The 21,228-nt window shown below is 66.0% G+C and carries 17 protein-coding genes; 8 read left to right on the top strand and 9 right to left on the bottom strand.

The genetic code is table 11. The features are described from left to right. The coding region (locus tag AC1DYX_RS12900) for a sensor histidine kinase (protein WP_477259296.1) at window positions 1-790 on the bottom strand (790 nt) is incomplete at its 3' end. 190 nt (window positions 791-980) lie between these two features. On the opposite strand from AC1DYX_RS12900, the gene AC1DYX_RS12895 reads away from it, so the two are divergent. The 5 genes from AC1DYX_RS12895 to AC1DYX_RS12875 all read left to right on the top strand — a co-directional run bounded on the left by AC1DYX_RS12895 (window position 981) and on the right by AC1DYX_RS12875 (window position 8,323). Then, complete coding sequence (locus AC1DYX_RS12895; protein ID WP_477259294.1) at window positions 981-1,943, top strand: MBL fold metallo-hydrolase; 963 nt, start codon at window positions 981-983, stop codon at window positions 1,941-1,943. A 92-nt stretch (window positions 1,944-2,035) separates the two neighbouring features. Beyond that, window positions 2,036-3,961, top strand: a complete 1,926-nt coding sequence (locus AC1DYX_RS12890; protein WP_477259292.1) for a glycoside hydrolase family 97 protein — start codon at window positions 2,036-2,038, stop codon at window positions 3,959-3,961. Between the two features lie 8 nt (window positions 3,962-3,969). Continuing rightward, entirely contained in the window at window positions 3,970-5,013 is a 1,044-nt protein-coding gene (locus tag AC1DYX_RS12885) for a glycoside hydrolase family 62 protein (RefSeq protein WP_477259290.1), read from the top strand. 401 nt (window positions 5,014-5,414) lie between these two features. After that, entirely contained in the window at window positions 5,415-7,757 is a 2,343-nt protein-coding gene (locus AC1DYX_RS12880; protein WP_477259287.1) for a family 43 glycosylhydrolase, read from the top strand. Between the two features lie 11 nt (window positions 7,758-7,768). After that, window positions 7,769-8,323: a PEP-CTERM sorting domain-containing protein gene (locus tag AC1DYX_RS12875; RefSeq protein WP_477259285.1), complete on the top strand. Its 555-nt coding sequence runs from the start codon at window positions 7,769-7,771 to the stop codon at window positions 8,321-8,323. Between the two features lie 75 nt (window positions 8,324-8,398). Here the strand turns inward: AC1DYX_RS12875 and AC1DYX_RS12870 are convergent, their stop codons facing one another. Then, window positions 8,399-9,136 (bottom strand): siderophore-interacting protein, encoded by a 738-nt coding sequence (locus AC1DYX_RS12870; protein WP_477259283.1) that lies wholly within the window; start codon window positions 9,134-9,136, stop codon window positions 8,399-8,401. A 34-nt stretch (window positions 9,137-9,170) separates the two neighbouring features. Here AC1DYX_RS12870 and AC1DYX_RS12865 point away from each other — a divergent pair, with 34 nt between their 5' ends. Further along, window positions 9,171-9,644, top strand: coding sequence for a MarR family winged helix-turn-helix transcriptional regulator (locus AC1DYX_RS12865; RefSeq protein ID WP_477259281.1), 474 nt, complete (start codon window positions 9,171-9,173; stop codon window positions 9,642-9,644). On the opposite strand, the gene AC1DYX_RS12860 is transcribed toward AC1DYX_RS12865, so the two are convergent. Beyond that, complete coding sequence (locus tag AC1DYX_RS12860) at window positions 9,645-10,709, bottom strand: oxidoreductase (protein WP_477259279.1); 1,065 nt, start codon at window positions 10,707-10,709, stop codon at window positions 9,645-9,647. Between the two features lie 38 nt (window positions 10,710-10,747). Further along, window positions 10,748-11,977: an ROK family protein gene (locus AC1DYX_RS12855; protein WP_477259277.1), complete on the bottom strand. Its 1,230-nt coding sequence runs from the start codon at window positions 11,975-11,977 to the stop codon at window positions 10,748-10,750. Between the two features lie 508 nt (window positions 11,978-12,485). Here AC1DYX_RS12855 and AC1DYX_RS12850 point away from each other — a divergent pair. Then, the gene (locus AC1DYX_RS12850) at window positions 12,486-15,539 is read left to right on the top strand and encodes a TonB-dependent receptor (RefSeq protein WP_477259275.1); all 3,054 of its coding nucleotides are present in this window, start codon (window positions 12,486-12,488) and stop codon (window positions 15,537-15,539) included. Between the two features lie 594 nt (window positions 15,540-16,133). Further along, the gene (locus AC1DYX_RS12845) at window positions 16,134-18,491 is read left to right on the top strand and encodes a glycoside hydrolase family 31 protein (protein WP_477259273.1); all 2,358 of its coding nucleotides are present in this window, start codon (window positions 16,134-16,136) and stop codon (window positions 18,489-18,491) included. Window positions 18,492-18,604: 113 nt separating this feature from the next. On the opposite strand, the gene AC1DYX_RS12840 is transcribed toward AC1DYX_RS12845, so the two are convergent. From AC1DYX_RS12840 to AC1DYX_RS12820, 5 genes are all read right to left on the bottom strand, one after another. Continuing rightward, complete coding sequence (locus AC1DYX_RS12840; RefSeq protein WP_477259271.1) at window positions 18,605-19,048, bottom strand: DoxX family protein; 444 nt, start codon at window positions 19,046-19,048, stop codon at window positions 18,605-18,607. Continuing rightward, the gene (locus AC1DYX_RS12835) at window positions 19,045-19,821 is read right to left on the bottom strand and encodes an HvfC/BufC family peptide modification chaperone (RefSeq protein WP_477259269.1); all 777 of its coding nucleotides are present in this window, start codon (window positions 19,819-19,821) and stop codon (window positions 19,045-19,047) included. The genes AC1DYX_RS12840 and AC1DYX_RS12835 overlap by 4 nt, the downstream gene beginning before the upstream one ends. Next, window positions 19,818-20,666, bottom strand: coding sequence for an MNIO family bufferin maturase (bufB, locus tag AC1DYX_RS12830; protein WP_477259267.1), 849 nt, complete (start codon window positions 20,664-20,666; stop codon window positions 19,818-19,820). Before bufB ends, AC1DYX_RS12835 begins: the two co-directional genes overlap by 4 nt. 61 nt (window positions 20,667-20,727) lie before the next feature. After that, window positions 20,728-20,994 carry a BufA2 family periplasmic bufferin-type metallophore gene (gene bufA2, locus AC1DYX_RS12825; protein ID WP_477259265.1) on the bottom strand — a complete coding sequence of 89 codons (267 nt, stop codon included), beginning with the start codon at window positions 20,992-20,994 and terminating at the stop codon, window positions 20,728-20,730. A gap of 40 nt (window positions 20,995-21,034) precedes the next feature. Further along, on the bottom strand, window positions 21,035-21,228 hold a 194-nt coding region (locus tag AC1DYX_RS12820), incomplete at its 5' end, for a BufA1 family periplasmic bufferin-type metallophore (RefSeq protein WP_477259263.1).

The raw sequence follows: 21,228 nt of genomic DNA, 5'->3' as shown, positions 1-21,228 counted from the left end.
GCATGGCGGGCAGCCGCGCGGCGCGCAGGTCGGCGGGCAGGGTGCAGCGGTACGCGAGACGCGACCCCATGCGCACGGCCATCAGCCCGAGGTAGGCCTCGGCCGCCGCGAACTCCTGCGCCAGCGTGGTCGACTCGGCGCGCGTGGCGGACAAGGTGGCGCGCAGGTACTGGATCAGGTGGTCCAGCATCGTGCTCGCCTGTTGCGGATCGATGGCGATCAGGCCCTGCAGGTTGGCGAGCGTATTGAACAGCATGTGCGGCTCGATCTGGGCCTGCAGCAGGCGCAGCTGGGCCTGCAGGGCCTGGCGCTCGATCGTCTCGGCGCGCGCCTTCGCCTCGGTATGTTCCAGCTTGATGCGCGCGACGCGCTCGCGGTTCACGATCAGCAGCACCATCACGCCGGTGCCGAGCAAGGTGAACAGGATCATGCTCCGGTCGCCCTTGTGGTTCGGATAGCCGTGCAGGTCCGGGATGTCGTAGCCGAGCAGCAGGCTGCCGACCACGATGCCGCAAAAATGCGCGAAGGGCGCCGTCGCGACGAGCAGCACGAGGCCTGCTACCCGCCAGCGCCGGCGCCGCGCCGGATCGTCCGGCAACGTCAGGCGCACGCCGTCCAGGACTGCGAGCGCGGTGAGGCCGACGCAGACCGAGTACACCATCTGGTCGTACAGTTCCCACGTCTTGCCGTTGACGAGCGTGATCAGGACGGCGGCGAACACGCAGACGATGATGGTCAGGCCGGCATCGTCGGCCAGGCGGCGCAGCTTCGGGCGGGCGAGGGCGGTCATGGTTTGTCCATCTGTTAAGCTAAATGATGGTCCGCATTGTGCCGCCGTGGCCGGGGGCGCGGCAAGCCGGGTGCGACGAAACCTGGGCGGGGCGGCGCGAAACGGTGCAGGGACCGACCGAAACGGGACGCCCGGCCGGCGCCCCGTACCCGATAATGGGGCCATCCACCATCTACGACCTGATCACGACATGGAATTCCAGTTTCTCGGCACCYCGTCCGGCACCCCGAGCAAGACCCGCAACGTGAGCGGCCTGGCGCTGCGCGGGCCGGGCGGCGGCTGGTCGCTCGTCGACTGCGGCGAGGGCACGCAGCACCGGATCCTGCACACGACCCTGTCGCTGCACGACCTGCGCGCCATCTTCATCACGCACCTGCACGGCGACCACTGCTACGGCCTGCCCGGCCTGCTGGCCAGCGCCGGCATGCTGAACCGCACCGCGCCGCTGGTCCTCGTCGGCCCGCCGCCGCTGTGGGACTTCCTGCAGGGCGTGATGGCGACGAGCGAACTCGGGCTGCCGTTCGCGCTGGACTTCATCTCCGTCGGCGACCTGGCCGGTAATGCCATCCTGCCCGACCTGGCGGTGGACGCGATCGCGCTGTCGCACCGCATGCCGTCGTGGGCCTACCGCTTCACGGAGCGGAGCATAGAGCGCAAGCTGGACGCGGACCGCCTGCGCGCGGCCGGCATCCCGCCCGGTCCGGTGTGGGGGCGGCTGCAGGCCGGCCTCGACGCCCAGCTGGACGACGGACGGACACTGCACCCGTCCGACTGGCTGCTGGCGCCGCGCAAGGCGCGCACGGTCATCGTCGGCGGCGACAACGACGATCCCGGCCTGCTGCTCGAGGCGGCACGCACGGCCGACGTGCTGGTTCACGAGGCGACCTACACGGAAGACGTGTTGCAGAAGGTGGGACCGGCGCCGATGCACAGTTCTGCACTGCGGGTGGCCAGGATGGCGGCGCAGGCCAGTCTGCCGAATCTCGTATTGACGCACTTCAGCCCGCGCTACCAGGACGGGGAGGGGCCGTTGTCGATGGCGGCGCTGGAAGCCGAGGCGCGCAGCGTCTACGACGGCAACCTGTTCCTCGCGCGCGATTTCGACCGCTACGTGCTCGGGCGGGACGGAAGGCTGGCTGGTCAAATTCATTAATCGTATTCGCGAAAAATGTGAATTTCCGGGACTCGTTGAAAGAATACAATCGACGGTTGCATCTGAAACCTGGAACGATCGGAGACGGTTACATGAAATTGAGAATGATGACGTTGGCGGCAGCCGTGCTGGCCGCCTCGAGCGGCGCCGCGTGCGCCGCGCCCGCGGGACCGGTCACGGTGACCTCGCCGAACGGCCAGGCCGCGATCCGGATCGCGCCCGATGGCGGCAGCTTTGTCGTCACGCGCGGCGCCGAGACGGTGATCGCGTCCTCGCCGCTGGGCCTCGAATTCGACGGCCGGCCGGACCTCGGCGCGCTCGAACTGGAAAAAGTCACGAAGACGACGACGGACCGCAAGATTCCGCTGGTTGCCACGAAGGCATCCGTCGCCCGCGATCACTACCGGGCCGCGACGCTGGTGTTCCGCGAACGCGCGCAGGGCGGGCGCCGCCTGCTCGTGGACGTGCGCGCCTATGACGACGGCGTCGCCTTCCGCTACCGCATCGACGGCAGCGCGCCGGTCAGCCTGAAGGGCGAGAAGACGGCGTTCGTGCCGGCCGGTGACCCGGACTGCCTGGTCTCGGTCGCGGATGGCGCGCACGAAGTGCCGTTCGCGCGCCAGAAGGTGTCCCAGCTGCGCGACAACCAGGGTTACGACGTGCCCGTCGTGTGCACGACGCCGTCGGGCCGCACGGCCTATGCCATCACCCAGTCGCACCTCGAAGGCTATACGGGCGCCTCGCTGTGGCGCGAAGGCGCAGGCCTGCGCGTGCACCTGTCGGGCATGCCGGGCCGCGCCGCGCCCGTGTATGCGTCGCACGGCGGGCTGCAGACGTCCTGGCGTGTCGTCATGCTCGGCAACCGGCCGGGCGACCTGATCGCATCGAACCTGGTCGGTAACCTGAACCCGGCGCCGCAGGGCGATTTCAGCTGGGTCAAGCCCGGCAAGGCGGCGTGGGACTGGTGGTCGGGCCCGCTCGTGGGCATGAAACCGGACATGGCGGCCTACCGCCGCTTCATCGACTTCGCCGCCGCTTCCGGGTTCCCGTATTACCTGATTGACGCCAACTGGGCGTTCGGCAGCGGCGGCTGCTGCGACGCGCGGCCGGAGACGGACATCACCCGCGCGGCCGATGGCATCGACATGCCGGCGCTCGTGCGCTATGCGGCTGACAAGGGCGTCGGCCTGATCCTGTGGGCCCACTGGGAACACGTGCGCACGCGCATGGACGAGGTGCTCGACACCTATGCGCGCTGGGGCATCAAGGGCGTCAAGATCGACTTCATGAACCGCGACGACCAGGACGTCGTCGATTTCTACCATCGCGTCGCGGCCGCCACGGCGCAACGTCACCTGCTGCTGGACCTGCATGGCRCCTACGTCCCGGCCGGCCTGCAGCGCACGTATCCGAACTTCATCACCCAGGAAGGGGTGATGGGCGCGGAGTGGAGCAAGATGAAAAAGATCGTCACGCCGGAGCACAACCTCATGTTGCCTTACACGCGCATGCTGGCCGGCCCGATGGACTATACGCCCGGCGGTTTCCGCAACGTCACGCCGGCGAGCTTCGAGGTGCGCGCCGAGCTGCCGTTCGTCCAGAACAGCCGCGGCCAGGAGCTGGCGAAGTACGTCGTGTACGACAGCCCGCTGCAAATGGTGTCCGACGATCCGGACGCCTACCGCGACGCCGCCGGTTTCGACTTCATCAAGCGCGTGCCGACGGCCTGGGACGAGACCCGTTTCCTGTCCGGCGAACCGGGCCGGGATATCGTGCTCGCACGGCGCCTCGGCAAGACGTGGTACGTCGGCGCGATGTCGGCCGCCGATGCCGCGACGACGAAACAGGTCTCCCTGGACTTCCTGCCGGCCGGGCGTTACCAGGCCACGATCTGGGAAGACGGCGCGACGCCGAACGACGTCAAGCTGCGCGCAGTGAACGTCACGGCGCGTGATGGCCTGGCGTTGCAACTGGCGGCGGCGGGCGGCGCGGTGGTCATCCTGGAACGACAGCAATAAGGACAAGCATGAAATTTGGAAAAACCATTCTCGGGCTCGCCATCGCGACTGCCCTGGCGGGGTGCGGTTGCGTCAGACCGCAGACGGAGGCGGTGCCCGTTGTGTTCAACTGGACGACGAGCGCGCCGCTGATCTCGCCGCAGCCGGTGCCGGGCCAGACGATCTATGGCGTGAAAGATCCTTCGATCGTCCACGTGGACGGCAAATACCACGTATTCATGACGACCGCCGGTTCTGCCGGCTGGGGACTCGCGTACACGAGCTTCGACAAATGGTCGGATGCGACGTCCGCGAACATCGTCCCGCTCGACAAATCCCCGATGGGGCCGGGTTATCGCGCCGCGCCGCAAGTCTTTTATTTCGCTCCGCAAAAGACCTGGTATCTCGTCTACCAGGGCGGCGATCCGATGTATTCGACGACCAAGGATATCAATGACCCGATGTCCTGGAGCGCGCCGAAGCCATTCTTTTCCGTCGCTCCCGACATCATCAAGCCGCCGCAAGGCACTGGCTGGCTGGATTTCTGGGTGATTTGCGACGACAGGAAATGCTATCTGTTCAATACCGACGACCACGGCCGTTTGCTGCGGTCGGAAACGGATATCGGCCAGTTCCCGAGCGGTTTCCACAACACCGTCGCCGTGATGAACGAAAAAACGGATGACCTGTTCGAGGCGAGCAATACCTACCGTATCGCGGGCACGAACACGTACATCACGCTGGTGGAGGCGATCTCGTCGAAAGGGCGCTATTTCCGGATCTGGAAGAGCGAGGGCCTGGACGGGAAATGGGAGCCGTTCTCCTCCGCGCCGATGAACGCGTTCGCCAGCCGCGACAACGTCGAACAGGCGTGGTCGGAAGGTGTCTCGCACGGTGAAATGGTGCGTACGAACGCCGACCAGACGATGACGATCGATCCTTGCAAGCCGCTCGAATACCTCTTCCAGGGCAATGACCCGGCGGTGCACGTGGACGACTACATCAAACTTCCGTATCGCCTGGGTGTGATCACGGCGAAGGGCGACAACCCGGTCAGCGCGCTCTGCCGCTAACGTCACGCCGATTCATCTGAAAACCGCCGCGTCCGGTTCCGGTCGCGGCGGTTTTTTTTGCGCTCGGCGCAAATATTTTTTGTAACACGAAAAAATACCTGCGATATCCGTTTTTATTTTTAAACCGATTTCATTCCTTGGAAAGTTATCGCGGATCCGCTGTTCGATATCGATATTTTTTATTTTCCGGAGCAAACGCCGTTTTTTGGAATCGCACCCATTTCTCTGGTGAAATTTTTAAATTCTTCGCTCGAATCAGGGGCTTAGGTGCGTCCGCCGCCCTGTTGCAAAGCATTTCAAAATACCGCATTCTCCGCTCCTGATATGGATGGGCGCTGCCGGGACGCAGCGCCGCCGCACTTTCATATCGCGGAATTAATAATTATTAGACGGAGACTACAATGAAAAACCTTTTATCCCAGGCGGGATTGGGGGCGGTATTCGCTTCCTGCTTCATTGCCGCCAATGCCGGCGCCCAGGCCGGCGCATCCTTGCCCACCTTCCAGAACGTATCTGTGCACGATCCTTCCGTGATCAAGGCCGGCGACACGTTCTACGTGTTCGGCTCGCACCTCGCGTCGGCCAAATCGAAGGACCTCATGAAGTGGACGCAGATGACGGACAGCGTCAGCGCCACCAATCCGCTGTTCCTGAACGGTACGAAGAACGTCTACACGGAACTGGCGGAGACGTTCGCCTGGGCCAATTCGACCACGCTGTGGGCACCCGACGTKCGCCGCCTGGCGGACGGCAGGTACTACATGTACTACGACGCCTGCCAGGGCGACGCGCCCCGTTCCGCGCTGGGCATCGCCGTCGCCGACAGTCCCGAAGGTCCGTACGTGAACAAGGGCGTGATCCTGAAGTCCGGCATGTGGGGCCAGGCGAGCTATGACGGCACCGTCTACGACGCGCTGAAGCACCCGAACACGGTCGACCCGAACGTCTTCTTCGACAACGCGGGCAGGCTGTGGATGGTCTACGGCTCGTACTCGGGCGGCATCTTCATCATGCAGATGGATCCGGCCACCGGCCTGCCGTATCCGAACCAGGGCTATGGCAAGCGCCTCATGGGTGGCAACCACGCCCGCATCGAAGGCGCCTACATCCTGTACAGCCCGACCACGTCGTACTACTACCTGTTCACGTCGTTCGGCGGCCTCGATGCGAACGGCGGCTACAACATGCGCGTGGCCCGGTCGACGAACCCGGACGGTCCGTACTACGACGCACAGGGCAACAACATGGCGAACGTGAAGGCCGATCCATCGAAACCGCTGTTCGACGACGCCTCGATCGCGCCTTACGGCGTCAAGCTGATGGGTAACTTCCTGTTCGAGCGCAAGCTCGGCGAGGCGGGTACCGGCATCGGCACGGGCTATGTCTCGGCGGGACACAACTCGGCCTGGTATGACCCGGCGACGGGCAGGCACTTCCTCATCTTCCATACGCGCTTCCCGGAACGCGGCGAGCAGCACGAGGTGCGCGTGCACCAGATGTTCATGAATGCGGACGGCTGGCCCGTCGTGGCGCCGTACCGCTACGCCAACGAGGCGCTGGCGACTGTGCGTCCGGAATTCGTGTTCGGCGACTACCTGTTCGTCAACCACGGCAAGGACATCACCGCTTCCATCAGGAAGTCGCAGCTGATCACGCTGAACGCCAACGGCACAATCACGGGTGCGGTATCCGGTCGGTGGAGCAGGGCAGGCGCGAACCAGATCGAGATCAACCTGCCCGGCGCCTCGCCGTACAAGGGCGTGCTGTTGACGCAGTGGGACGAGACGTCGAAGTCGTACGTGACGACGTTCACGGCGTCGGCGCGCGAAGGCGTCGCCATTTTCGGCAGCCGCCTGATCCCGCGCACGGACATGCAGGTCGCAACCGCCATCTACAATGAACTGAGCCTCGGCGCCACGACGGCCGTCACCGGCAATCTCACCTTGCCGACGACGGCCGCGCGCAATGCCGTCATCACGTGGACCTCGTCGAATCCGGCCGTTGTCAGCAACACGGGCGTGGTGACGACGCCGACCGGCGGCGCCATCAACGTGACCCTGACCGCGAAGATCACCAAGGGCACGGCGACGCTGACGAAGACCTTCACCGTCACCGTGCGCAAGCTGGGCGGCCTCGTGGCGTACTACCCGTTCGACGGCAACCTCGTGGATGCGAACGGCGCGTTTGCGGCCGGCGCCGTCATCGGCAACAGGATCGACGCTGCGGGCGGCAGCCTGAGTTACGGCACGGGTGTGCGCGGCAACGCGGCCGTGTTCGACGGCGCGACCGGCGTGCGCCTGCCGAACGGCCTGATCTCGTCGAACACATACACGGTGGCGATGTGGCTGAAGCCCGCGCAACTGACGGCGTACACGCCCGCGTTCTTCGGCGCGCGCACGACGGATTCCTGGATCAGTTTCCTGCCGATGGGCCATGGATTCGTGAATGGCGCCACGATGCTGTGGTCGGGCTCCGCATGGTACGACGCGGGCTTGGGGCTGAATATCCCCGTCAACCAGTGGTCGCACGTGGCCTTCACCGTCAACAACGGCGCCGTCAACGTGTACGTGAATGGCGTGAAGCGCTTCTCCGGCACGGGCTTCCCGAACGTGTTCACGACGCCGACCGGCACCTTCGCGCTCGGCGTGAACTACTGGGATACGCCGTACAAGGGCGCCCTCGACGAGCTGCGCATCTACAACGCCGCGCTGAGCGACGCCGAAGTCGCCGGCCTCGCACACTGAAAGGCATGACCATGAAGAAGACGATCATGGCCCTGCTGGCTGCCACGGCCTGCACGATGGCCAATGCGACGGTGATCCATTTCGACGACCTGTCCGGTGACGAGACACTGCCGATCGACGCCGGCTACGCGGGATTCGACTGGACCAATATGGGGACGGTGCGTTCCGATGCTTATCCCGGCAGCGGCTTCGAGGCGGGTACGGTATCGGGGGGCAACGTGGCGTACAACGGGTACGGCGCCCCGGCGACGGTGGCCAGCAGTAACGGCAGCGGGTTCGCGTTCACGGGGGCGTACTTCACGTCGGCCTGGGTCGACCAGGAGATCTCGTTCGAAGGCTGGCGCAATGGCCGGCAGCTGTTCGCGTCCGGCGCCTATACGTTGGAGACGACGGCACCGACCTGGATCCAGCTCGACTGGGCCGGCGTCGACACGCTCGTGATCTACAACAGCAGCCCGACGCAGTGGGCGATGGACGAGTTCACGGTGCCGGAGCCGGGGGCGCTGGCGCTGGTGGGCACGTCGCTGGCCGGTCTGCTGGCGGTGCGCCGCAGACGCAAGGCCTGACGTAGGGTGGGCACCCCGTGCCCACGCATGACGTATGCGTCATGTCGGCGTCACGCGTGGGCACGTTATATCGCATCAATCCAGGTGCTCGTGGTGTTCGGCCACACCCTTCTTCCAGTAAGCCGACACCCGCGTCGCCTCGCGCGGCAGCCCCTTTTCGTTCAACACCTGGCGCACCCGCGCCATCAATGATGCCTCCCCGCCACCCCACGCGAACCCATCGCCCTGCGGCAGCGCGACATCGCGCAACGCGTCGACGAGCGCCTCCGGCGCATCGACCCAGCGCACATCGAAATCCGCGGCACCGGCGAACGTACGCCGGTCCTCGGCTTGCGCATGCACGAACACGAGCGCCTGGCTTCCCGCCGGCAGTTCTTCCAGTCGGCGCGCGATGGCGGGCAGGGCGGTCGCGTCGCCGACGAGCAGGTGCCAGTCCAGTTCGGGCGGCACGATGAAGGAGCCGCGCGGCCCGCCGACGAGCGCGCGCTGGCCCGCGACCGCGCGCCGCGCCCAGCTCGATGCCTTGCCGTCGCCATGCAGCGCGAACTCGATGACGAGTTCGCGGGCTTCGCGGTCGAAGCGCCGTGGGGTATAGTCGCGCCTCACGTCCTGTCCATCGTCGTCGGCGAACATGAGCTTCACGTGGTCGTCGAACGACAGCGAGGTGAAGTCGGCCAGCGCCTCGCCCGTGAAGGTGATGGCGGCGAAGCCGGGGCCCAGGTCGTCGACGCGTGCGATGGTGAGTTCACGCAGTTTGAGTTCATGGCGTACGCGCTGGACGAGCGTGCGCGAAGGTGTCGTGGCCAATTGCATCGGCACTCCCAATTAGTTGATAATGTCCATCATCATGCGAAATATAGTTGATCAAGTCAACCAAAATCCCACATCGCCCGCCGTCGAGGTGCTGGAGCGCGTCCACGCGATCATGCACCTGTACCGTTCGGCGCAGCAGCGCGGATTGCGTGCCGGTCCGCACGACCTGGCGCACATGGAGATCAAGGTCCTGGGATTCTTTGCGCGCCGTCCGGGCGCGACGCAGAGCGACCTGGCCGCGCATTCGGGACGCGACAAGGCCCAGCTGGCGCGCCTCGTGCGCGGCCTGCGCGAGCGGGGATTGCTGGACGCCGCCGCGGACGAGGCGGACAAGCGCAGCACGCGGCTGACCCTGTCGGAAGCGGGCCAGGCGATGTACGCGGCATTGCACCGCCACGACGGCGCGCTGGCCGAGGTGGCGCTGGACGGGTTGACGGAAGAAGAGCGCGCGACCCTGCTCGACCTGCTGGAGCGGGTGCGCGCGAACCTGGAATCAGACCAGGACTGATCAGGCCGAGAGTTCGGACAACAGCACTTCGCGCCGTTCGGTCGCGCTGATGCGGCCCGCGTCCAGCAGACGCATGACGGTCAGCGCCGCGCGCGCCGGCACGGGGTTCGGTCCGGTGCCGCGCAGGGCGTCGCGGATGCCGGCGTAATAGGCCGGATACGCCCCATTCTCCGTGGCCAGCGGCTGCGTCTGCAGGACGCCGTCGCGCAGGACGGACAGCACGCCATTCTCGCTGTCCACCCCCCACGCGGCCGCGTCGCCGGACGGTCGGCGGCCCGCGATCAGGTCCGCTTCCTGCGGGTCGAGGCTTTGCTTGACCCAGCTGCCGGCAAGGCCGTGCAGCGCCACGCGCGGGCGCGCGATGGCGGCCACCATGCTGGCGCCGAGGTCCACGCGTAGGCCGTCGGCATAGCGCAGGCGGGCCTGGAACTGGTCTTCGCAGCGGCTGCCCGGACGCAGTGCCGGCAAGTCGGCCTCGATCGCGAGCGGCTCGCCGAAATACAGCAGGGCTTCGTCGATCAGGTGCGGACCCAGGTCCATCCAGATGCCGCCTCCGGCTTCGACTTCTTCCTTCCAGCGCGACTGTGGCTGCGGGCGGAAGCGGTCGAAGTGCATGGCGGCGTGGCGCACCTGGCCCAGCGAGCCGTCCGCGAGCAGGCGCAGCGCGGTGCGCGACGTGCTGTCCCAGCGGCGGTTGTGGTACACGCTCAGCAGCAGGTTCTTCTCTTCGGCCAGGCGCACCAGTTGCGCGGCCTGCGCGGCATCGTCCGCGAACGGCTTGTCGACGACGACGTGCTTGCCGGCAGTAAGTAGCGCCCGCGCCAGCGGGAAGTGGGTGGCGTTCGGGCTGGCCAGCACGACGAGGTGAACGGCCGGATCGGCGACGAGGTCGGCCGGGTCGGCATGGACCGTCACGGCGCCGAGATCGGCGTGCACCTTGTCCGGATTGCGGCTGGCGACGGCGGCGATGGCAAGGCCAGGTGTCGTGCGCAGCAGGGGAGCATGGAAGACCTGTCCGGCGAAGCCATAGCCGATGAGTCCAACGTTGATCGTGTCAGCGGTCATTGTAATCCTTGCGATGTCGGTGCGATGTCGGTGCGATGTCAGTGCGGCAGCGCCAGCCCGGCCAGTCGGGGGGGCGGCCTGGCACTGCGTTCGATGCGTTGCACGTCGAGCGGACGCGTGACGCGGTAGCGCGCCAGCGCGGCGGCGCCCACGGCGACGGCCTGGGCCCCGAAGTGCGATGTGCGGATGACGGGAGCCTGCAGCATGGCGGCGTGCGCGTACGCGGCCAGCACGTGGCGGGCCGGCCCGATGAAGGTCTCGCCCAGCTGCAGGGCGGGGCCGCCGATCACGATCGCCATCGGGTCGAAGCCGGCCCACAGGTTGTTGAGTAGGACGCCGAGCTGGCGGCCGGCCGCGTCGACGGCGGCGCAGGTGGCCGCATCGCCGTCGGCCACGCGGCCGAACAGCCGTTCCAGCGCTGGATGGCTCGGCCGCTCTGCACCCAGCAGTGAGGCGAGGCCGATCAGCGCGTCGGCACAGCCGCGCCTGCCGCACGAGCATAGCGGCCCGCCGGTCTGCAGGATGGCGTGGCCCACTTCGCCGGCGAAGCCGTGCAGCCCGGTCAGCAGGCGGTCGTTGACGATCACGCCGGCGCCCACGCCGTAGCCGATCGACAGGTAGATCAAGGGATCGGTGCTGGACTGGTCGGCGAATTCGAATTCGCCCAAGGCAGCCACGTTCGCCTCGTTCTGCATGAACAGCGGCAGCCCGTCGAGCGGCGAGCCCTTCACGTGGGCCTGGACGATGCCGGCCACGTCCACGTCGCGCCAGCCGAGGTGGGGCGCGTGGTGCAGCAGGCCCAGCGCTTCGTCGACGGCGCCGTGCAGGCCGATGCCCACGCCGAGTACGGGGCGCGCCAGCCGTTTCGCCAGCTTCACGAGCGCGAGCGCCGCCTGCCGGATGCACGTCGTTGGATCGCCCGGATCCTCGTAGGAAAGGATGCGTGTCTCGATCACGTCGCCCAGCAGATTCGTCGCGACGACGCGCGCCTCGTCCACGCCCAGTTCGGCGCCGAGCAGGGCCAGGCGCGACGGATCGAGATGCAGCGGGGTCGCCCGACGGCCGACTTCGCCCGTCACGATCAATTCGCTTTCCGTGAGCCAGCCTTCCTCGACCAGGTCGCGCACGAGCAGGCTGACGGTGGACTTCGTGAGTCCCAGGACGTCCGCCAGCGCCGCGCGCGACAGCCCGGGCTGGGTGCTGACCTGGCGCACGACGGCCATGCGGTTCAGTTGTTTTAGGAGTTGCTGGTCACCGGTAACTGGCATGGGGCAGGAATTCTAGTAATTGTGATGATTATGCAACAGATTGGAAAAATTTGTTGGTCATGCGCCCTGAATATTTACGAATCCTTAATTGCTGAGCCAGCTGAGGCATGCTCGCCAACCCATCCTCGCCACATTCAGCGAAGTAATTGATTTAATTGTGAAATCGATTTCTCGAACACGCGTCGACATCTTTGTACGTACGCTATGTAATCGAATATTTCACAACCAAACTTGCCTTCCGATATGGTGCATTAACGCACGCTCTTGGGGCGCGCAGTTTGTTCGACCGATTGACCAAAATATTTAATGTTCTTAATCTAAGGGAAATGATGTCCGCTATCAATGATCAAAGAGTCAATACAGCGCTGGCCGTGAAGGCGGCCGCGCCAGGGACACGAGACCCCGCCGGCAATGACCGGACGTGGGACCGCCAGGTTGTAGTACCACCACCACGGACCGCCGTTGCCCGTCGGGCGCGGCGCTTTTTCGAGAGACGAGAGGAGACACAGTGCAGTACACCAAGAGGTTTTTTTCCCATCACTTGAACACCAGGCAACGCCTGATCAGCCTTGCCGTTGCGAGTGCCTGCGCGGCGCTGGTCATGCCGGCCCATGCCCAGGATGTGGACATCGCAGGCGCGCACGCCGTCAATGCCAACGGCGCCGCCAACGGCATCGCCACGCCGACCGACCCGGCGGTGACGGCACCGGTGCAGGGCGTCGCGACGAATACCGTCGTGGTGACCGGTATCCGTGCCAGCATGCAGTCCACGCTGAACCTGAAGCGTAACTCCGATGGTATCGTCGACGGCATCGTGGCCGACGACATCGGCAAATTCCCCGACACCAACCTGGCCGAAGCCGTCCAGCGCATCTCCGGCGTGTCGATCGACCGCAACCGCGGCGAGGGCGCCAACGTCACGGTGCGCGGCGTCGGCCCGGACCTGAACATGGTGCTGCTGAACGGGCGCCAGATGCCGACCGCAAACCTGGGCGACCAGGCCGGCCGCGCATTCGATTTCAGTAACCTGGCATCGGAAGCCGTGTCGCAGATCCAGGTGTACAAGAGCGCACGCGCCGACACGCCGCCGGGCGGCATCGGCGCCACGCTGAACATCATGACGGGCCGTCCGCTCGATCTGGGCCAGCGCGCCAGCTTCGGCGTGAAGGGCGTGTACGACAAGTCCAACAACAACCTGCCGGCGATCGACGCCGCCAAGAAGATCACGCCGGAAGTCTCCGGCCTGTACAGCACGACGTGGGGCGACGGCATGTTCGGCTTCGCCGTCACGGGCAGCTACCAGGAGCGCAACCTGGGCGTGAACCAGGCCTCCGTCACCAACGGCTGGCTCGGTCCGTTCCACGGCAACACCGTCAGCCAGGACCCGGGCCCGATCCCCGTGTCGGGCGTCGGCGTGACGAACCCGCCGAAGGCCAGCGACATCTATCTCACGCCGCAGAACCTGTCGTATTTCGTGCGCGGCTCGCAGCGCCAGCGCACCAACGGCCAGCTGACGTTCCAGTTCCGCCCGGTCAAGGACCTGACGACCACGCTGGACTACACGTATGCCCAGAACAAGATCCAGACCAGGTACCACGAGCTGTCGGTCTGGTTCAACCATCCGCTGAACGCCCAGACCAGCAGCTGGACGAACGGCCCGATCGCCTCGCCGATCTACTATGAAGAGCAGGTCAAGAACCAGGACCTGGCGATGAACGGCGGCGACTTCGCCACCAAGTCGACGCTGGACTCGATCGGCTTCAACACCCAATGGCGCGTCTCGCCCGCGCTGCGCCTGTCGCTGGACATGCACCACTCGGTGGCCGAGTCCGGGAAGGACAGCCCGTTCGGCTCGAACAACGACCTGGCGACCGTCACCTTCTCGCGCAACACGACCGGCGTCGACTTCAGCCAGGAGATGCCGATTCTCGTCATCCCGGGCGGCGGCAACTACCAGGCCTCGCCGAACCAGGTGTCCGGTTCGTGGTTCCAGGATGGTCTGAACAAGATGAAGATCGACCAGATCCAGGCCGGCGGCAGCCTGAAGCTGTTTGAATCGTCGAACCTGAACTTCGGCCTGTCGCACACGAAGGTCAACAACCATTCCGTGTTCCAGCAGGTGCAGCGCGACTCGTGGGGCGGCACGTCGAAGACGCCGGGCGATTACAACCAGAGCCTGTGGTACCCGGACACGATCAGCCAGTACTTCAGCAAGCTGGGTGGTTCGGGCAATCCGCGCATGTACAACCAGTACATGCTGTTCGACTTCGCCAAGGTGCGCGACAACGCGATCAAGGTCACGGGCGACCAGGCCGGCTATACCCCGAGCCTCTCGAACCCGAGCTTCAACCGCACGACGATCGAGAAGACCAAGGCGCTGTACGTGCAGTTCAACACGGACTGGGACACGGCGATGCCGATGCATACCGGCGTGGGCTTCCGCTACGAGAAGACCGACGTCGCCTCGACGGGCCTGCTGAAGCAGCCGACCCAGGTCAACTGGATCTCGCAGAACGAACTGCCGATCGTGTTCGGCGCGCAGACGTTCCAGACCCAGAACGGCAGCTACAGCAACTTCCTGCCCACCCTGGACTGGGACATGGACGTGCGTCCGGACCTGAAGGTGCGCGCCAGCTATGGCGTGTCGATCGGCCGGCCGCGCTACGACCAGATCGAGGGCGGCACGACGTACAGCGCGACGGCGGGCGTGACCGGCACGACGGCCAACCGCGGCAACCCGGGCCTGTCGCCGGTCAAGTCGAAGAACCTGGACCTGTCGGCCGAGTGGTATTACACGAAGCAGAGCATGATCTCGCTGGGCCTGTTCTACAAGGACCTGTCCGACTATGCCGGCCAGACGGTCGTCAACGAACCGTCGACGACGGCGACGACGCCGGTGGGCGGCGCGTACTGGAACGCGGCCCTCGCGTCCGGTTGCGTGGCGACCGACACGAACTGCATGCGCAACTACATCCTGTCGCACTTCAACGGCCAGCCCGGCGTGACGGCGACCGGCGTCAACCCGGCGGGCAACCTGACGGGCACGATCAGCGGCATCCCGGGCGACCCGGCGCTGCCGTACCAGGTGACGACGTTCATCAACCAGGACAAGGCGAACCTGAAGGGTGCGGAAGTCAACTGGCAGCACATGTTCAGCAACGGCCTCGGCTTCCAGGCCAACTATACGTACGTGAAGTCGGGCCTCACGTACAACAACCTGGGCGCGGGCAACCAGTTCGCTCTCGTCGGCCTGTCGAACTCCGCCAACCTGGTCGGTATCTACGAGGACCAGAAATGGTCGATCCGCCTCGCCTACAACTGGCGCGGCGAGTTCCTCGCGAGCGTGGCCGACAACGGCAAGCCGAACCCGCGCTACGTCGAGCCGTACGGCCAGACCGACCTGTCGATCGGCTACAACGTGAACCCGAACCTGTCCGTCTCGCTGGAGGCCATCAACCTGACCGATTCGACCATGCGCACGCATGGCCGTACCGACCAGCAGGTGCTGCAGGTGACGACCGGCGGCCCGCGCTACATGCTGGGTGCGCGCTACAAGTTCTGATCGGGTGATGCTGCGGTGCTGCACCGGCCGCACGTAACAAAGGGCCGTCCCTCGGGGGCGGCCCGTTTTTTTATCGAAATGCCTTGATAGTAAATTCGGGGTCAGAGCACCTTTTCAACGAAATTCGGGGTCAGAGCGCATTTCGAATCAATGTCTCGATACAAAATCACGCGCCGGCGTTGGCCCGGCACCGTCACGGTATTGGGTGGAGAAGGGTGTCGATCGTGGTACAGGTTGCCTCATGGCTTGTGTACCGAAAAGTGCTCTGACCCCGAATTTTCGCCAAAATGTGCTCTGACCCCGAATTTGACGTTACGGCCTTTTTTATCGATGCTGTTTGGTAGCGTATAGCAACGCATTATTTTCACCCGATCGGTGTTTTTAACGATTGCGTGTGTGACCGCTAACAGCGACAATAATGCTTCAACAATAATGYGCACGCCGCCGCACTGGACGGTACCGCGCCGAGGAGACGATCCAGCCCGCCCACCGAACGGGCCTGCGCGCCATACGGCCTGTCAGTACAGTCTCTCCGGCCGAATGCCGCCGCGCCGCACGTCGCCCGATTGACCCCCCCCTGCGATAGAGGACTGGATGAGACTTACCCTGCACCGCACGCTGTTTGCGTTAACATCGGCGCTCGCTTTCGTACCCGCGGCCTTCGCCGCCCCGCTGACCACCCTGGACCGGGTCACGCTTGACCGTAACGGGGCCTGGGTGACGGTGGAAGCCTACGGCCCGAACGTCGTCCATGTGACGATCGCCGTCGACAAGGACGAAGTCCTCAAGGGCCCGGGCTACGGCATCCTGGCGAAGAATGCCGACAACGGCGCGTTCCGCCATACCGCCGGCAATGACGGCGACACCTTCACCTCGAACGGCATGACGCTGCACGTGAACGCGGCGCCGCCGGCACGCACGCCGAGCCAGCCGGAAAAATACTTCGCGCCGTCGCTGGCCCCGGTCGGCCTGCAGGTCAAGAATGCCAAGGGCGAGACGATCGTCAACATGCAGGGCTGGGAGATGTCGCCGCAGACCGTCGCCGGCGAAAAGACCTACCAGGTCGGCGCCTCGTTCGCCGCCGCCCCCGACGAGCATTACTACGGCATGGGCCAGAACCAGGAGTCGACCGGCCCGCTGGACCTGCGCGGCCGCACGCTCGACTGCAAGCACTGGTACGATGCGCCCGCGGGCGAGACCGTGTGCGTGCCGTTCATGGTGTCCTCGAAAGGTTATGGCATCGTCTGGGACAACCCGTCGGCCACGCGCTTCAACGCCGGCATCCACGGCCGCACGAGCTTCCAGTCCAACGTGGGCGAGCGCGTGTCGTTCTTCATCATCACCGGCAAGACCGCGGACGAGATCTATTCGGGCTACGCACGCGTGACGGGCAAGACGCCGATTCCGCCGAAGGCCGCGTTCGGCCTGATCCAGTCGAAGGCGCGCTACTCCAGCCAAGACGAAGTGCTGACCGTCGCGAACACCTATCGCCAGAAAAAATACCCGCTCGACGTGATGGTCGTCGACTGGTTCTACTGGACCCGCATGGGCCAGATGGACATCAACCCGGCCGAGTTCCCGGACCCGGACGGCATGAACAAGCAGCTGCACGACATGGGCATGCAGTCGATCATCTCGATCTGGCCGCGCTATGAAACGGCGGGCCGCTACTTCAACGAACTCGATGCCAAGGGCTACCTGCTGAAGGACAAGGACGGCAAGACCGTCGACGGCCTGCCGTTCCGCTCCGACCGCACGGGCGGCCTGATCGACGCCACGAATCCGAAGGCGCGCCAGTGGTTCTGGGAGAAGTCGCGCGACAACGTCCTGTCCCACGGCTTCGACTATCCGTGGCTGGACGAGACCGAACCGGACCTGGTGCCGGACGGTTTCTTCTACTCGATCGGTTCGGGCGACCGCTACCACAACCTGTTCCCGCTGATGCACGTGGAAGGCGTTGCCGACAACATGCGTGCATGGAAGCCGAACAAGCGCGTCCTGATCCTGTCGCGCGCCGCCTACCTCGGCTCGCAGCGCACGGGCGCGCTGTTCTGGTCGTCGGACGTGAACCCGTCGTGGGAAGCGCTCGCGCGCCAGATCCCGACGGGCCTGAACATGACGGCCTCCGGCATCGCCCTGTGGGGCAACGACATCGGCGGCTGGCAGAGCCTGCCGGGGTCGACGAGCGCCGTGAAGCCGCCGCTGCTCGATCCGTCGGACGCGCGCGACGTCGTCGGCCAGTACAACGACTATCCCGAACTGCTGACCCGCTGGTTCGAATACGGCACCTTCCTGCCGACCTTGCGTCTGCACGGTGACCGCAAGCGCACCGAAATCTGGGCGTTCGGCAAGCAGGCGGAAGCCGTCATGGCCCGCTACGACACGCTGCGCTACCAGCTGATCCCGTACATCTACAGCCAGGCCAAGTTCACGCATGACACGGGCGCACCGTTCATGCGCGCCCTGTGGATGGACTTCCCGAACGACCCGAACGTCGCCGACATCGGCACGCAATACATGTTCGGCCCGGCGTTCCTGGTGGCGCCGGTGACGGAGCAGGGCCAGACCGAGAAGAACGTCTACCTGCCGGCCGGTACCGACTGGTACAACTTCTGGACCGACGAGAAGCTGGCCGGCGGCCAGTGGGTCAAGGTGGCGGCACCGATCGACCGCATCCCGGTGTTCGTGAAGGCCGGTTCGATCGTCCCGTTCGGCACCGAGATCCAGTCGACCGCGACGAAGCAGGGCATCGCCCAGGTCAAGGTCTATCCGGGCCGCGACGGCAGCTTCGACCTGTATGACGACGACGGCGTGTCGTACGACTACGAGAAGGGCAAGGGCACGACGACCCGCCTGCATTGGAACGACGGCGCCGGCAAGTTGACGGCCAGCGGTGGCGATGCCAACGTGGCCAAGAACCTGCCGAGCATCACGAAAGTCGCCGGTAAATAAAAGCCCGGTCGGTTCGTAGGGTGGGGTGTTTGAGGCGGTGCCTCAAACACGAACGTGCCCACGCGGACGTTTGCGATTCGTTGACGTTACGCGTGGGCGGAGGGCCGCCCACCCTACGTTGTTTCAAACGTTGGACCTGAAACCGCCACCCGGTCCAGCGCCCATCTCCCCCCTCCCTTGGCCACCAGCGGCAACAGCAACGCCGCCCAGCTCAAATGCGTCGGCCACGCATCCGGATACACGAACACCTCGATCACCGCCGTCATGCCCAGCAGGGCGAGCGCCGCGCCGCGCGTGCCCAGGCCCAGCACGAGCAGCAGCGGGAATACGTGTTCGGCCGTCGTCGCCATGTGGGCCGCCAACTCGGGCGGAATCAGCGGCAGCGCGTACTCCGACCGGAACAATTCGTACGTCGACGGCTTGATCGTGAAGAGGCCCTCGACCTTCGTGCGGCCGGACAGGAAGAAGATGGCGGCGACGGCCACGCGGTGGAGCAGCAGCAGGGCGTCGTCGGGCAGTGTGCGCGCCAGGCGCGTGCGGATGGTCTGAAGCATCATGGTGTTTCCTTTCCAGGTTGATGTGTGGCGCCCACGTGCGTGAGCAGTTCGCTGCCGATCCAGTCGGCCAGCAGCGCGCCTGTCCGCGCGACGCCTTCACCGGCGCCGAGGCGTTCGACGAGCAAGGCGCACGGCGCGGCCAGGCTGCGCCGTGCGCGGGCCAGCACGAGCGCGTCGTACGCCAGCGGGTCGAGCACGCGCAGGCGCGCGACGAAGCCGCGGCGCCACACGGCCACGCCCGCGGGCGCCGGGAGCAGCGCCGCGTCGGGCACGGGGGCACCGGCCTGCAGGGCGGACCAGAGGTCGGCCGCATTGGTCGTCAACCGCGCCAGGTGCAGCGACGGCGCGAAGTCCAGACGCGCGCGGTCCCAGTCGACGGCCGCGAGGTGGGCGGGGTCGAGCGGCGCGGTGTCGCGGGCGACGAAAGCGGTGGACAGCGCCCATTCGAGCCATGCCAGTTCGTGCAGGACCGGGTTGTCGGGCCAGATGGCACGCAGCGTGCGTTCGAAGCCGACGCCATACGCATCCAGCGTCCACGCGTGCGGCGGACGGCGCGTGACGTGATGGACGGCCGCGTGATGGAATGCGGCGTCGCCGATGAACGTGCGCAGGTGCGGATACGTCGTCTCCAGGCAGCCCACGAGCTGGACGCGGTAGTTGTTCTGGTAGACGTCGAGGCCAGCCCGGTCGGCGCCCGCCAGGCGGTGCGCGGCGGGGGCGTCGACCGCCGTCAGCCAGCGGCGGAAGTCGCGCTGCATGGCGTGCAGGTTCATGCGGCCTCCTTCAGTGCCGGCGCCGCGCCGAGGCGGCGGGCCACGTCCAGCTCGGCCAGCAGGTCGGCCAGCGGCGGGATGTCGGCGTCGCGCTCGATCATTGTCGCCACGGGGCCGCAGCGCGCGAGGGCGTGTGCGTACAGCGACCACACGCCGTCGGGCACGCTCTGGTCGTGCGTGTCGATCAACAGGCCGTCGCCCCGGCTGTGGCCGGCGAGGTGGATCTGGCGCACGCGCTGCGCCGGAATACCGTCGAGGTAAGCGAACGGATCGAAGCCGTGGTTGGCCGCGCTCACGTAGACGTTGTTCACGTCGAGCAGCAGGCCGCAGCCCGTGCGCACGCACATGCGCGCGATGAATTCCCATTCCGGCATCGAGGCGTCCGCGAACGCGAGATAGCTCGACGGATTCTCGAACAGCATGGTGCGCCCCAGGGCGTCCTGCGCGCGGTGGATGTTGGCGCAGACTGCGTCGAGCGCTTCCTCCGTCCAGGGCAGCGGCAGCAGGTCGTGCGCGTTGAAGCGGCCGGTGCGCGACCAGCTCAGGTGGTCGGACACGTACAGCGGATCGACGGCGTCGTCGAGCGCCTTCAGGCGCGTCAGGTAGTCGCCGCGCAGGCCGTCGGCCGAGCCGACCGACAGCGACACGCCGTGCAGCGCCACCGGATGCCGTTCACGCACGCGGCGCAGGATGTCCAGCGGCTGGCCGCCGGCCACCATGAAGTTTTCCGAGATGACCTCGACGAAGTCGACGGGGACGCGCGTCTCGAGGAAGTCGCGGTAGTGCTCGCGCCGCAGGCCGAGGCCGTAACCGGTGAAGACGGGAGGAGGGAGATGGGCTGGCATGGCGTGTCTCGTGGCGTGGTGGATGGTGAGCCTGCCCGCGTGGGCGGGCAGGCTTGCAGGCTTACTCCTTCTCGGCCGGCCGGCCGCCCAGCGCCTTGCACTCGGTCGGGGTCTTGAGGACGACGCCCTGGCCCTTGCACTGGTTCTGGCCCTTGCAGTCGTTCTTCGCGGTGGAGCACAGGCTCTCGCCCTTGCAGCCGTTGATGCCGTAGCAGCGGGCCGGCTGTTCCTTGTCCGCCGCATACGACGGGCTGGTGGCGCCGAGGGTGGCGATGGCGAGCAGGGCGGCGGCGCCGGCGAGGCCGAGTTGGGTGCGTTGTGCTTTCATGGTGTTCTCCGGTTGGTGGTTGGTTGCGTTGACTGCGGGGTTATTTGCGCGGGGTGAGCGAGCCGTGGCCGTTCGGCGTCTCGATGCTGGTGCAGCTGCCCTTCGCGACGAGGATCCAGGCATCGCCCTGGTAATCCTTCTTCGCCGTGCCGGCGCACGAGGTGCCGGGACCGGCCGCGCATTCGTTCTGGCCGGCCTTGGCCACGCCAAAGCATTTCTCGGTCGGCTTCCTGT

The sequence above is a fragment of the Massilia sp. P2_C2 genome, from assembly GCF_056404615.1.
Note: the sequence above shows the minus strand (reverse complement) of the source record. Positions and strands in the feature narration are given on the sequence as shown.